At 58.1% G+C, this 12,224-nt stretch carries 14 protein-coding genes; 4 read left to right on the plus strand and 10 right to left on the minus strand.

Features of this window, described 5'->3' with window-relative positions; genetic code table 11:
* Positions 1–779: 779 nt before the first annotated feature.
* Positions 780–995: a hypothetical protein gene (locus tag NJQ98_RS18200; RefSeq protein ID WP_262181378.1), complete on the minus strand. Its 216-nt coding sequence runs from the start codon at positions 993–995 to the stop codon at positions 780–782.
* A 571-nt stretch (positions 996–1,566) separates the two neighbouring features.
* On the opposite strand from NJQ98_RS18200, the gene NJQ98_RS18205 reads away from it, so the two are divergent.
* Both NJQ98_RS18205 and NJQ98_RS18210 read left to right on the plus strand, forming a co-directional pair.
* Positions 1,567–2,712, plus strand: a complete 1,146-nt coding sequence (locus NJQ98_RS18205; RefSeq protein ID WP_262181379.1) for a single stranded DNA-binding domain-containing protein — start codon at positions 1,567–1,569, stop codon at positions 2,710–2,712.
* 623 nt (positions 2,713–3,335) lie between these two features.
* Entirely contained in the window at positions 3,336–3,488 is a 153-nt protein-coding gene (locus NJQ98_RS18210; protein WP_220600333.1) for a hypothetical protein, read from the plus strand.
* A gap of 11 nt (positions 3,489–3,499) precedes the next feature.
* Here NJQ98_RS18210 and NJQ98_RS18215 read toward each other — a convergent pair whose 3' ends face one another.
* Positions 3,500–3,865, minus strand: coding sequence for a hypothetical protein (locus NJQ98_RS18215; RefSeq protein WP_262181384.1), 366 nt, complete (start codon positions 3,863–3,865; stop codon positions 3,500–3,502).
* A 99-nt stretch (positions 3,866–3,964) separates the two neighbouring features.
* Positions 3,965–4,642, minus strand: a complete 678-nt coding sequence (locus NJQ98_RS18220) for a hypothetical protein (protein WP_262181387.1) — start codon at positions 4,640–4,642, stop codon at positions 3,965–3,967.
* Positions 4,643–4,782: 140 nt separating this feature from the next.
* Between NJQ98_RS18220 and NJQ98_RS18225 the strand changes: the two genes are divergently transcribed.
* The gene (locus NJQ98_RS18225; protein ID WP_262181390.1) at positions 4,783–5,016 is read left to right on the plus strand and encodes a hypothetical protein; all 234 of its coding nucleotides are present in this window, start codon (positions 4,783–4,785) and stop codon (positions 5,014–5,016) included.
* A gap of 204 nt (positions 5,017–5,220) precedes the next feature.
* On the opposite strand, the gene hepT is transcribed toward NJQ98_RS18225, so the two are convergent.
* Positions 5,221–5,649, minus strand: a complete 429-nt coding sequence (gene hepT / locus NJQ98_RS18230; protein WP_262181392.1) for a type VII toxin-antitoxin system HepT family RNase toxin — start codon at positions 5,647–5,649, stop codon at positions 5,221–5,223.
* Complete coding sequence (locus NJQ98_RS18235; RefSeq protein ID WP_262181393.1) at positions 5,642–6,073, minus strand: nucleotidyltransferase domain-containing protein; 432 nt, start codon at positions 6,071–6,073, stop codon at positions 5,642–5,644. The genes hepT and NJQ98_RS18235 overlap by 8 nt, the downstream gene beginning before the upstream one ends.
* A gap of 246 nt (positions 6,074–6,319) precedes the next feature.
* Here NJQ98_RS18235 and NJQ98_RS18240 point away from each other — a divergent pair, with 246 nt between their 5' ends.
* Positions 6,320–6,592, plus strand: coding sequence for a hypothetical protein (locus NJQ98_RS18240; protein ID WP_262181395.1), 273 nt, complete (start codon positions 6,320–6,322; stop codon positions 6,590–6,592).
* A gap of 706 nt (positions 6,593–7,298) precedes the next feature.
* Here NJQ98_RS18240 and NJQ98_RS18245 read toward each other — a convergent pair.
* From NJQ98_RS18245 to NJQ98_RS18265, 5 genes are all read right to left on the minus strand, one after another.
* Complete coding sequence (locus NJQ98_RS18245) at positions 7,299–9,803, minus strand: type IV secretory system conjugative DNA transfer family protein (protein WP_262181397.1); 2,505 nt, start codon at positions 9,801–9,803, stop codon at positions 7,299–7,301.
* 114 nt (positions 9,804–9,917) lie between these two features.
* Complete coding sequence (locus NJQ98_RS18250; protein ID WP_262181398.1) at positions 9,918–10,706, minus strand: relaxase/mobilization nuclease domain-containing protein; 789 nt, start codon at positions 10,704–10,706, stop codon at positions 9,918–9,920.
* The gene (locus NJQ98_RS18255; protein WP_262181400.1) at positions 10,706–11,203 is read right to left on the minus strand and encodes a hypothetical protein; all 498 of its coding nucleotides are present in this window, start codon (positions 11,201–11,203) and stop codon (positions 10,706–10,708) included. Before NJQ98_RS18255 ends, NJQ98_RS18250 begins: the two co-directional genes overlap by 1 nt.
* Positions 11,203–11,592 (minus strand): hypothetical protein, encoded by a 390-nt coding sequence (locus NJQ98_RS18260; protein ID WP_262181402.1) that lies wholly within the window; start codon positions 11,590–11,592, stop codon positions 11,203–11,205. The genes NJQ98_RS18255 and NJQ98_RS18260 overlap by 1 nt, the downstream gene beginning before the upstream one ends.
* Complete coding sequence (locus tag NJQ98_RS18265) at positions 11,585–12,172, minus strand: hypothetical protein (protein WP_262181404.1); 588 nt, start codon at positions 12,170–12,172, stop codon at positions 11,585–11,587. Before NJQ98_RS18265 ends, NJQ98_RS18260 begins: the two co-directional genes overlap by 8 nt.
* Positions 12,173–12,224: the final 52 nt, after the last annotated feature.

The raw sequence follows: 12,224 nt of genomic DNA on the forward strand, positions 1-12,224 counted from the left end.
AGCAGAAGGTGTCCAACCATTGGGGCTCAGCGGGAGAGCCCCTATTCTGCTTCCCAACCACCCATCAGTGGTGGGTATTCACGGATCCTGTCTTGATGCTAGTGTCTCTCTAAGCCCGATGCCTTTATTCTGTCGCCGCTGACAGGGATGTCTGACGCACGTCTTGCGTATCTCCAGTTGAAAGAACAGTCCATCGGAGAAGCAGAAAACAATTCAGATTATCAGATTGCCCGCTATTCAGACAGTCTTCGATTTGACCGACGAGGCCCAGTTGAGGGAGCAGAACGGGTTCTGGCAGGTCCGACCGACATAGATCGGTGAGCCGCAGTCCTCACTAGCAAAGGTGGGGATATGCCCCGCACAGTCGTCGTATTGGAGCCCATCTTTGTCCGACAGTGGGAGTTCAGGGAGGCCGTCATCAAGCGTGGATTTTGTCGTCTCGAGTCGGTTACGTCACCAGGAAAAAGACCGGGTTCGCCGTAGCCCTAGTGGGAGAGCTCTGTGATGTGCAGTTCATCGGTATCGTCAGTGCAGCCGTAGATGATTGAGGGCTGGTCATTGAGGCCGTGGCCGTCGAGCTTATCGACGCTCACGGCTTCTCACTCTGTCTCAGGGCTTAGCTAACAATGGGAGAAAACCAAGAGTCTGGAACGCAGAGAAGCAGACACGGCTCACATACACTCTGACGTTTCAGCACCCAAGACCTTTCCACGATCGTATGCGCTGAATCGTGCGTGGCCCGTGTCAGCCCCTCTTGGGGCTAACACGTACATTCTTAGCTACAGCTCTTTAGTGTAGACATCCGTGACCTCAATCTCTCCTTGGACGACCACTTTCTCAACGTGATTGCCCTTTTTGTAGCTCAAATTCTCGTCAATCGCGCCGATCGCTCTTCGGGCTCGGAGCGGGACTGCGGCATTGTACTTCGGCGGACCAAACTCTAGCTGCACGAGAGTCTTATCACCGACCTGTGGTTTGTCGTCGGAATCAGTCATATACAGCGCTCAATGCCATGGACACTTAGTATTACTGGGGAACCCTAAACACCGACAGAGTACTAACCCTCATGCACTGGAACAAAACTCTGCGGAGAGTCTTGCGTCCGTCGCCAGCCCACCCGCCTGACGTCGGCTCGCCGTCGCGAGCCTCGTCAGCCGGGCGCGCTGGCGCCGTCGCTGGCGACTCTCTATTGCTCCTCCGGTCCGGGCTGCTCGCTTCGCTGCGCTGCCGGGCTTTCGGCATCCGGCACTCGGTCGGTCGCTCGGGATGCTAGTTCTACCGCAACCGCCGACGATTGGACCGCCCGGTGGGGTGGTCATTCCCACGCCGAGCATTTATATACTCATTTCCCTCGCGAATCCGAAACGAAAACACTGCTTAGAAAGCTTGAAACCACCGTAAAACTGCTTTATTCCACCAGAAATAAGAGTTATCTTTAAGTGGTATCCACCCGTGACACTAAGTAACGGGAAGGCATTACACGCGGCGCTCAGAGACGTGCGGTGCGCCGCAGGAAATCGGGTGTTGGAGCACCCGACAAGTGTCTTTCCGCGATGGTGAAAGACAATGTACGCTAGCAAATCCAGCGGTAAGAAAGCATCGTCCGATTTCGACCAGACCATCCAGCTCTCCGCCCGTGTTGACGGGGCTGAGCACCTGCTTGAGCAGGTGGCCGAGACGGACGCCGGCGAACTCGATTATCGCCTCAGCCGGAACGACAGCCGTGGCAACTTCTACGCTCACCAAGACGACTACGACTGGACCCGAGACACCGATGTCGGGCCGAACCGACGTTTCGGTGAGACGCTCGCCCAGCAGGAGGAGCGACACGGGCGCGAGGCCGAGCAAGCCCGACACACGGCGACGGCACGCGCGGCCCACGCCGACGGGGTGGACCGGGAAGGGTCGGCCCGACGACTCACCGAAGCCGAGACGGGCCGAACGGACACCTTCGACAGTGAGGACCCACGGGCCGACATGGACCGCGAGACGCTGGCCGACATCAACCAGCAGGCCGCCACTATCGCAAAGCAGACGAACATGACGAGGGCGGCGGCAAGCCGACGTATCGCGGACCACATGGACGACGGCGAGGACCTATGTAGCGCCGCCTTTTCGACCCAACTCGATGCGAAGGCCGCGATGGATGCGCCGACGCCCATCGAGTACGTGTCTCCTTACAGCTACGAGTGTACTGTCGAGGGAGAGGTGACCCACATCATCGACGAGCCAGCTAGCAACAATCAGTATCAGGTGGCCTATATTGAGGACGACGAGGGCACCAGCGCGAAGGTCACCATCTGGACCAAGTCGGTCCACGGCGGCGAGATGGTCCGAACGCTCCGCGAGGGTGACCGGGTGCGGATTTCGGGCGGCAAGCCCGACGAATATGGCGGCACCAAGACCGTCGCGGTCACCAGCGACACGTGCATCTGTGTCCTCGAACGCGGGGATGGTGACGCTCCGACCGTCAACTGGCCACGTAGCTCGTTCGGGTGTGACTGGGAGACTCGTCGGCGGGCACCGTGGGATGCGGAGTCAGACGCACATACGTGGGTCAGTACCTCCGAGCGAGAGACCCGCGTCGATGGCGACGGCGATGGCCCAGTGACGACGTTCACCGTCAAACAGCACCAGCGGACGCGGGCCGACCCGGAAGCCGAACAGGTAGACGACCGAACCAACACCACTAGCATGTCCCACGGGTTCTGACCTCCGAGACGGGGAGGCCGTCCTCGGCGTCCCCGAGCGACTTAGGGTGGCCTCGGTCGGGGAGCGAGGTGCTCGCGCACGCGACTCGGCGGCGGCCACCGGCGAGGCCGGGCCGCCGCCGAGCGACCGCGCGCACGGACTGGAGCGCCGGACTGCGCTGGCGTGGGTCAGTCTGGCCGGGCGCTGGGCCAGCTGGATGGCTGGGCAGTCGTGATCGTGGGCCAGCCGGCCAGGCTGGGGAGGCCCAGTGCCCAGATGGCCGTGTCGGCGCGCGGCGCCACCGACAGACGTCGCTCCGCTCGCTTGTCGGGTCATCGCTCGCTGGCGCTCGCGAGGACGACGGGACGCTGCGCTCGGCGCTATCGCGCGCCTCGCTTCGGTCCATCGTGCTCACTCCGTTGCGCGCGATCCCCGCCCACGGCGGGAGAGATGGAGCCGCATTCATTCTGTGGTTCGACATCGCGAGAAGTCAGTAGTATCCTCAACGTTAACCAACACTGGACGGTATTTGAGGAGTTGTGTTGGTTAAGCCCAAAGCGGCGGCTCGAATGCCACTGCTCGCGAGCGTTATTTTGTGTGGCCGCGGGCGGGTGGCGGCCAGCTAGGGCCGCTAGGAGGTGACAATGGGCGAAATCCAGTGTCCACGCTGCGAGGAGACGTTCATCACGGAATGGCACGAGGTGCGATTCCGTGCGGGGTCGTTCTACGACTCCGAGCGTGACGAGTCGTTCGAGCAACTGTGTGAGGACTGTCACCGCGAGGTGACTGACAAGTAGTCCGTTCTCTCTTACCCCTCATTTTTTCGCGTGATCGGGTCTGGGATATGTCCCAGCTCCATTTCCAACAGGACCTCGCGTTCGTCGTCGATAGTATCCTTCTCCGTCAGGAACCCCTTGATAACTTCCTGGTCGCTGTGGTAGCGGACGATGGCTTCGTATCCATAGCGGTTCCCGCTGCCAGCTGGATACCAGTGTTTGACATGAACCTCAAATTCGCGGTCCTCCCACGTCCGTAGTCGCACTTTGATTGGCCGCTCGAGTTGGTGCCGAGCGATATCAATCACCTCGTCGACGACGGGCCCGATGGTCGACATCTCCGGGACAATACGCTCACTGGATGGCTGTCGCTCTGGAGATAGGTGTGTCTGTGCCATGAAAACGGTACAGTTTGTCGTTTGCCAGCATCGAATAAAAACTCTCGGGGCTGCCCCTCAGTGGGGCTTGTACCGCCGCGGCCGTATTGGATGTCCCGTCTACTGTGCGCTATCGACGAGATCACGGCGTCGCTCGTACTCGTCCCAATCAAGTGCCCATTTGTACTCACTCCCCGGTGGTGGCTCACCGAGCCACTCCAGGAAGCGCTCCGTCTCGTCAAACGGGAGCGCGAGCCGGCGCTCCCACTCCATCGGGTCGTAGCCCTGGTCGCGAAGCACCCGCTTGCAGGCGGCGCGCTTCGTGTCGTCGGTGATGGTCCACTGCGCTCGTGGTCGGGTGGAGGTCCCAGGCCACTCGAGCCCGCCATCGCAAGCGTACCAGCAGCGTGCGATAGGACGGGATAAGGTCCAGCCATCGGACGGTGGCGAGTCCATCCACGTCCAATACTGGTGGAACACAGGATGGGACAGCGTTCGGAGGCGATACGCGCCGCGGCTGTCCTGTGTCACACCACGGGAGAGCCAGCCCAGCTGCTCGTGTATCCACTCGATGTGTGCCCACCGCATGGACGAAATCCGCAGCGCTGGCGGACCCTCGTTCGGGTTGTCGAGACTCCCGTCGCCCAGCAAGCACCCACGGATGCTATCAGTGATGTGGTCCTCGACATCGGGATACGTACAGTTCTGGTTGCGCGCCCAGTGGCTTGCGAGGCTTCGATAGTCCTGGCTGCACTGCTCACAGACGCCGCCACGGTCGTCGACGATCCACTCACCCATCGGTAGTCGCCGATGTCCCGCCAGAAAGTTCTCAGTGTCGCTGAGTTAACCAACACCCTACCAGTTCGACGCGAGTGTGTTGGTTAATTTGGCGGCGGCGAATTGTGGCCCGCTGCTCGCGAGTTGGGTTTTGTGCCGCCATGGCGGGTGACGGCGCGGTGACTGCGCCGTCAGTCAACATCATGTACTGGGAATACCCCAGCTGTCTGACGGAGTTCGAGACGTACAGCAGCGCAACCGCACACGAGCACCAGGTGTTCACGAGGGACGACGCCGGGGCTGTGTTCGACCTCTCACTCTCGCCGACGCACCTGAAGGTTACCGCGTCGCTGTCGCGACGACTCAGATTCAGGGTCAGGACGCTCCTCCGGTGATCACGGGCGGCTCGTGGTTGTAGGGGGTCGCCAGCGTGGAGCTGCCTGGGCTGGCTCGGTAACTCGGAATCAGGTGTGTCGTACCAGCGCGCGGCGCCACCGACAGACTCGCTGTGCTCGTCTGTCGAGCCCTCGCTCGCTGTCGCTCGCAAGGACGACGGCGCACGTCGTGCCAGGAGCCCTCGTCATCGCTGATTGATGCAGCTACGCGCTATCTCGAAACCACTGGGCGATTTGGCGACTGTACTCGTCGTACACTGTCAACCCGGTCTGAAGCGTTTCGTACACTTCATCGGGGTCAACGTGTCCGTATTCGTGTGCGAGGACGTTCCGAAAACCAACAGCGGCGAGCAGTGTCGTCATCGTCTCCTCGTCGATGACGTCCGCTTGCTGCAGCACACGGAGTGCACCTTTGGCACTACTCCCATCGAAATCGAAATCGGTAGTCGCAATGTGGTTCGCGAGATCGGAACACGCCTGGATAGCGTTCTCGAACATTCGCTCAACGGCGCGCTGTTCGGTTGTACTCCCAAGAAACTCGCTGCGTGACAACGACTCTTGTTTCGTCTTCAGTTCGCCGTGGTACTGCTCAATCTGTTCGAGCTTGACCGAGACAACACGCTCGTCAGCCACGCAAGCCGTCCTCCGCAATCCGATCGATTACCCCTCGGTGGTGCTCCCGCAGTGTCTCCCGCTGGTCGTCGAACTGTGCTTCGACAGTCGATTTGAATTGCTCGAACGCTTGGCTGTCGCCACAGACAAACTGCCCATTGACAGCGTCGTGGGTGACCTCCAAGGGGAGCGACTCGATATCCGAGAGGTCGACGAACGGAGCGTCTTCTTGTTGGAGGTCTCCCGAGAGGAAACACAGCTTCTCGAAGCGGTTCCGGTCGGACGCTTTGTCGGCGAACTTGACTGCGAGGTCCAGATCGGACGATGCTTGTGACTCACCAGAAACCTGTGAGCCGAATGCGACCACGAATTCGACAGCCGAGTCGGGACAGACCGATGCCCGAACAGCGTCGAGGACCTGTGAACGGTCTCCCTGCGTGGCCATATGTGGGTTGACGACAGTTCAGAACAAAAGAATTCCGCCCGGGCTATTGCTTGGAGTCGAACAGCTATCCCGAACCGACGTAATATCCAGCGTCAGTGTTCACGTGCTAAGAAGCAAGTCCATCAGCGTTAACCAACACTGGCCGGAGAATCTGGGATGTTGTTGGTTAAGGCGCGAGCCGCGGACTGAATCCTGCTGCTTGCGAGCGAAATTTTATGCGGGTGCATACAACCGGCACCCGCGAGGGTGCCACGCGATGAGTCACCCCGCACGTCGGGTCACGACGAAGCGTTGTCCGACGGGGCGCGGGGCATGGTTGCCACTGTGGTCGCTGAAAAGCGGGGTCGCAGAGAACGCGCCCCAATCAACCAAGCTACGGTGAAAATTAGCGTCGCGAGGCTCAAAAAGGCACTGGACGACAAGGACCGACGAGCGGTCGTCACGGCGGTTCTCAAGTGGGTCGTGATGGTCACGACCGCACTGGTGAACGTCGCGACAGTCACCGAACTCGTCGGCTAATCTCTCTTCTCTCTCCTTGCTGTTCAGTGCTGGATGGTCACCGTAGTGGACGCGTCGCGTCACCTCTCTTTGTGGTACCTCAAGCGTAGGGCTGCCGGCCGTGGCAATGTAACTCGGAAGCGGGTGTGTCGTCACTGCGCGCGGCGCCGACGGGGCGCTTCGTTCGGCGCTATCGCGCGCCTCACATCGGTCCACCATGCCTGCAGTAGCGGGCGTGGTCCCGCCCCGCAGCTGGGGGCGTCGAGGGCAGAAATCTATGGTTGCTAAGGGGTTCGAATCGGTGGGGCTGCCGGCACTGGTTCGACCGGTCGGACTGATATCCTATGCGGCGACATTCTGTATTGCTAGCGTGATAGGTTCCGTCAGAAGGTTGGTGGTTCTCGGCAGAATCCTATGGGGCAAGATAAAGAGACACGTTATTCGAAATCTCTCCCTCCGCAGTCTTGCGATTTGGTGTGAATACGTTGTGTTTACAATGTATTCAGATATACCTTATACCTCCGCTGTCTTGCGATTATCTGCGGATTTTGCAGTGAATACATCGTCCAAAATGACTTTACTGGAAATCCTATATTATTTTGGGAGAGTAGTCAGAGATGAGATTATAGATCGGCTCCGTAATAATATAGGGAGCACCTTTAGAGCAAGTATATATTGGCACCCCAACTAATTAATAGCCTACAGCTACACTGCGTGAGAAACAGAGTTACATGAATTCGTGGGCGTTGTGATCGTCGTCCTCATCAGTCTCACTTGTCTCTGTAATATCGTCGTCTTGAGTTGCGGCATCGTCGACAGCTTTTGAGTCACCGTTAATCGTGGACTCAGCTTGACTGACAGTGTCATCAGAGAGTTGCTCATCCAGATCGCCAAGAGTGGATTGCTGGTCATCAGACTGAGTGTCCGGGGCAGTGTCCGATGGAGCAGCATCATCTGCTCTAGGTTCTGCCCCCGATGCGGGGGTTACTGAGTTTGACTCACCATTTGATTCCTCAGCATGCATCGACTCGGATAGTGACGTAGCGTTTGTCCTACCGGTATCTTGAGCGAAGGGATTTTCGGCAGTGTTCCCTGCCGATGCGGAAAATTCTGACCCGCCTTGAGTGAATGACTCTTCGAATCGCTCGTTGACTCGCAGTATTTCAGTTCGATCAGTCACAATATCTAGGGTTTGTGTTTCCGAGAGACCGGTCTGGGCCACGATATCGGCGAAGAGCTCTCGTATTTCAGTGGTAGCTACGGATTCTGGAAGCGTTAAGACTCGGTCGTCAAGCATTGTTGCGATGTCGCGGATAGCGTCGACGTTCTGTTTTTCCGTAATCGGTGGTTCCTGAACGTCAAGCCGATCAAGCGTCTGTTCCCAGCCACCCTGGGTAAACGTACGATACGGGGTAGCGTCAGTCTCTTTTGCCCAGACTGCTGGGCTGCTATCTGATTCATCCCCCGTAGTGATCATTTCGCCGTCGATGTCGCCAGAGTCATCGGTGTTATCAGCGTCGTCGGTGTCGCCAGTTAGATCGGCGGCCTTCGACCGAGCTAGCGCCATCCAGCTGTCGTGGTTCTCCAGATCTTCATCATCCTCGTCTTCGGTACGTGGTGTAGCCGGTGATTCGGCCCCCATCTCGGGGAGATCATCGCGAACTTCGTGGAGTTCATACGATTGTCCGTGCCACCACGTCGTTCGAGAGACAACGATGCACTCCCCAGGTTCAAAGTCGCGTAGGAGACCAGACGTGATCGGTGTTTTGTCCTTCTCCTTGTACGTATCCCGGGACTGGGAGCGAGCCGACTCGTTGCGCCCCTGGTGACTCATCGCGACCATTTCAGTGCGGTCCAGCTGCCGCCGTTCGCCAAGCTCGTCAAGGACGAACTCGGTCGACTCTGCGTCACCGGGGCCGAAGTAGACGCCCTGTGGACAGTTGCCTACGATGCCAGAGATAGTACTGTAGGTATCTTCGAGTTGACCGATTGTCTGAACACCGATCAGCGCACGGGCCTTGTTTTTCCGCCCACGGGCCGTCAGGTTCGTTACCTGTGTAAGCGACGGCAGCGCATCGATCTCGTCGAGGATGTGGACCGTTGGGTTCGGCGAATTCATCGCGTACCGAATCGACCAGTCAAGCAGCAATTGATACATCGGCCCGAGCGTTTCCATTCGCGATGGGTCGGAGTCGATAATCAGCACTCGCCCATCCGGGTTTTTGATGTACTCTTCCAGGGAGAACCGGCCGTAGTCGGCGAAGTCGTCGACGAAGACTGGGCGAACGTTCTCCCGCAGTGTCTGGTAGACGTTCTGCGCTCCTTTCCCCTTGTCCGGGTCGATATGGCCGGAATCGAGTCGGTCGTACTCATCGAGTGCCTCTTTGAGTGCGTAGTGGCCCTGATCGAGCAGCGAGACGATATCTGTGTGACAGAGGTCCTGCCGGCGGTTGTTTCGCTGGGCCTCCAGATGGAGGTACAGCAGCATATCCTGGAATGTCTGCTTCGCTGGCCGATGGAACGGATTGTGGCCGTCAGGTTCCCCGAAGATAGCGCCAGCCACTTCCCGGAATTCCGATTCACTGTCAGCATCTTGGAACAGATTCCAGACGACATCGCTGTCGGTCGCACTGATACGCTTGACGTCGAACCCGAGGTCCGTGTAGAATTGCTGGAACTCTTCGCCAGTGTCGTGAGCGATGACCGCAGTATCGCGGTCATAGGGGAACTGGTAGGCTAGTAGCCGCATCATCGATGTTTTCCCACTTCCAGTCTCACCGATGACAGCCGTCGAGATATCCTGATCGAGGGTCGGCGGCGTGTCGGCATCGTCGTCCTTGTTCGCGACCTCTTCGAGCGGGACGACTGATTCACCGTCCTCGGAGTCCCAGGGGTTACGAGCAAACATCGCCGGCGATGTCCGGCGGAGTGCATCGCCAGAGAGCGTAAGGACAATCCCTGTACCGTAGAGTACAACGGTGGTCTGATAGCTCACCAACGGGAGCGAGAGGCCAGGTATCGGATAGCCAGCGAAGAGCCCAGCGAGCGACAACGCAGCGACGACATGGGCAAACGGGAACAAGAACAACCAGTCGAAGTCGCCGGCGAGTAGTTCAGGGGCGAAGAAAATCGCGCTGACGAGGAAGAAGCCGCTGTAAATGTAGCGCCAGGCCCAGAACCGTTTGTGCAGCGGCTTGTCGCTATCGACCCACATAGGTGGGAACAGCAGCATTACCGCGGCCCACAGAAAGGAGGTGACATCGTCATACTTGAGACTCTGGGGCACCTCTGCGGACTGTTGTCCGGGCGGAGTGTGTGAGGAATCAGAACTCGAGCTCATGATGTCTCACCCACCCATCGTCCGGTCCATGTCCCGCTCTGGTTCCGGTTCTGGTTCTCGTTCTGGCTCTGGCTCAGGTTGTAGTTCCCGGCTGGGTTCCTCTGGAGTTGTTGTGTCAGCTTCCCGGCTAAGCACTGATTCCGACTGTCGCTCCTGAGCGCGGGATTTGTCGCGTTTGTTCTCAGATGAGGGTGTGGAAGGCGATGTCTCCTGGGACCGCGCTCTGTCCTGTAGAACGTCTTTTTCGGGGTGCTCTTCCAGCGACAGCTCGCGCTCATGCAATTCTTCCCGAGCCTCGTCGGATACCGTCTGTGACGGTGTTTGGGCAGCTGTGTCCGTGCTTGCTTGCGTGGCGCCTCTAGCACGCTCCGCTTCACTATAGACGGTTGCAGCGCGCTCCCGGAGGCGCTCGATTTCAGCACGGTCCATCTCCAGTTCCGACTCTCGACCCGTAGCAGCGACGTGTGCGTGTGGGAACTCGGTGTCACGGTGGACTGCGTAAACGTACTGGGTAGTCGCTCGTTGGCCAAACGCTCGATTCATTACCTCCCGAGTATTGGCGCTCACCTCTTCGGGGGTGTACTGTCCCTGGGGATCCGGCGAGACGATTAGATGACGCTGGAACTGGAATTCACGACTCTTCTCGACGAATCTATTGACTTCGGCTTCGGAGAGCTCTCGGCCTGCCGAGTTTTGGACATCGACAGTACTCTCTGCATCTCGCGAGCGATCTCGCTGGATGTAGTCGACGAGATTCCCAGCACTGCCCTCTCGAAAGTCAGTTTTGAGGATCATCACCTATCCTCCTCATTCGTGTCGTTGAGCGCAGTGGACGTCTGGTCCGTGACTGAGTGAGAAGACTGGGCTTCTTTCGATGTTATTGCTGCCTGCATCTCCGAGTCATCGCTAAGATCACAACCAATATGCTCAGCGGCACGTTTCAGCGCGGCCTCCTGCTGGGCCGATGAGTAGTCGTCTTTGAGTAGGTGCCAAAGGGCCAAAACATAGACTGTCCGAATGCGCTGGATTCGATCTAATCTGGCCCCACTCTCAGACTGGAAATTGGAGAGGATTGCGGTAGCTTCGTCACGGATCTGGTCGAGGGCCAACTCTATTTGTTGGTCAACCCCATATCGGCCGTATTGCTGCCTATCTTGTTCTCGATCAATATGCTCGGTGATTACTTGGTCACAATATTTTGAGAGGGATTGACCTGCAGCTTCGGCTTGGTCGGTGAGCCACTCTTCTTTCTCATCAGTCGTGTAGAATTGGATTATCGTATCTCGTGTCATTAGGTATCACCTCCCTCTTTTTCAGCCAGTCCTTCGAGCTCTTCCTCCAGCGTGGCAGGCGCCTTTTTGAGCGCCTGAGTACGCTCATTCCCAGAGAACTCGCTCCCGAGGAGTTCCCAGAGCGCTATCCCGTACAGAGATTCCTGTTGGGTATTGATATCCGTAGCAGTCGACACCTCTGCAATGATATCCGTTTGTAGCTCATCTAAACGGCTCTCAATATCTAAGTCATCGATACGCTCAGCCTCTGCTTCCCGAGCGATCTGCTGTTCGATCGCCATTAGACAGTACTCTGAGACGCTTGTATCGTGTTTTTCGGCCTGCGCCTCGATTCGCTGTTTTTGCGCTATATTGTCTGGGTAAATCGAAATGTGTGGTGTCTCACTCATCGGCATCACCACCAGTGCCGTCAGCCATGAACTGGGCTGGACCCAGTGTCTCGTCAGTGTCGGCGTCTGTGTCCTGTTTGTCTGCCACCTGAGTTCTTTTACTCCCAGTAGAGCGGCTCCTGTACCGGGCTGGATCCACTTCTCCAGTTGCAGTCGTGTCTCTCCATTTCTCTCCGGTCTGGGGTCCGTTGGGAACCAGATTTAGATCCTCGCCAATGTAGTCCTGGGCCAGTCGCATCGCAAACTGGCGTTCCTCGTTCGAGTATTCACCCGCGACCAGCCGCCAGAGCACGAGCAGATGGAGGCGGCCTGGCTCATATTCTACCGCGGTCTCGCTGGCTGTTTCACCCCAGAACTCTCGTAACAGGATGTCGGTCTCGTCGTAGACGTCGTCGACGACCGTCTGCAATCGTTCAGAGTCATCGTATGGGTACTCTTTGTCGTCGCTGATGATGTCGATGTGTTTCTGGATGAGCTCATGGACGTACTCCGATAGCGAACAGTCCAGCTCCTCAGTACGGTCTTCCAGCCATCGTTTGTTCTCTTCGGTCGTATGGATCTGAAATGTCGAATCCTTCATCGTTCACCACACTCCTGGGCAGTCCCAGTCTGTCCACGAAACACCTTGGCGT

The sequence above is a fragment of the Haloarcula laminariae genome (genome assembly GCF_025457605.1).
In the GTDB taxonomy this organism is placed as follows: Archaea; Halobacteriota; Halobacteria; order Halobacteriales; family Haloarculaceae; genus Haloarcula; species Haloarcula laminariae.

Excerpts from the sequence above, each read along its gene's own strand:
- NJQ98_RS18210 (WP_220600333.1), top strand. The coding sequence starts at position 3,336 with ATGGGCGAAATCCAGTGTCCACGCTGCGAGGAGACGTTCATCACGGAA.
- NJQ98_RS18250 (WP_262181398.1), bottom strand. The coding sequence starts at position 10,706 with ATGATCCTCAAAACTGACTTTCGAGAGGGCAGTGCTGGGAATCTCGTC.
- NJQ98_RS18260 (WP_262181402.1), bottom strand. The coding sequence starts at position 11,592 with ATGAGTGAGACACCACACATTTCGATTTACCCAGACAATATAGCGCAA.
- NJQ98_RS18265 (WP_262181404.1), bottom strand. The coding sequence starts at position 12,172 with ATGAAGGATTCGACATTTCAGATCCATACGACCGAAGAGAACAAACGA.
- NJQ98_RS18255 (WP_262181400.1), bottom strand. The coding sequence starts at position 11,203 with ATGACACGAGATACGATAATCCAATTCTACACGACTGATGAGAAAGAA.
- NJQ98_RS18225 (WP_262181390.1), top strand. The coding sequence starts at position 4,783 with ATGGCGGGTGACGGCGCGGTGACTGCGCCGTCAGTCAACATCATGTAC.
- NJQ98_RS18235 (WP_262181393.1), bottom strand. The coding sequence starts at position 6,073 with ATGGCCACGCAGGGAGACCGTTCACAGGTCCTCGACGCTGTTCGGGCA.
- NJQ98_RS18200 (WP_262181378.1), bottom strand. The coding sequence starts at position 995 with ATGACTGATTCCGACGACAAACCACAGGTCGGTGATAAGACTCTCGTG.
- NJQ98_RS18220 (WP_262181387.1), bottom strand. The coding sequence starts at position 4,642 with ATGGGTGAGTGGATCGTCGACGACCGTGGCGGCGTCTGTGAGCAGTGC.
- NJQ98_RS18215 (WP_262181384.1), bottom strand. The coding sequence starts at position 3,865 with ATGGCACAGACACACCTATCTCCAGAGCGACAGCCATCCAGTGAGCGT.
- NJQ98_RS18245 (WP_262181397.1), bottom strand. The coding sequence starts at position 9,803 with ATGCTGCTGTTCCCACCTATGTGGGTCGATAGCGACAAGCCGCTGCAC.
- NJQ98_RS18205 (WP_262181379.1), top strand. The coding sequence starts at position 1,567 with ATGTACGCTAGCAAATCCAGCGGTAAGAAAGCATCGTCCGATTTCGAC.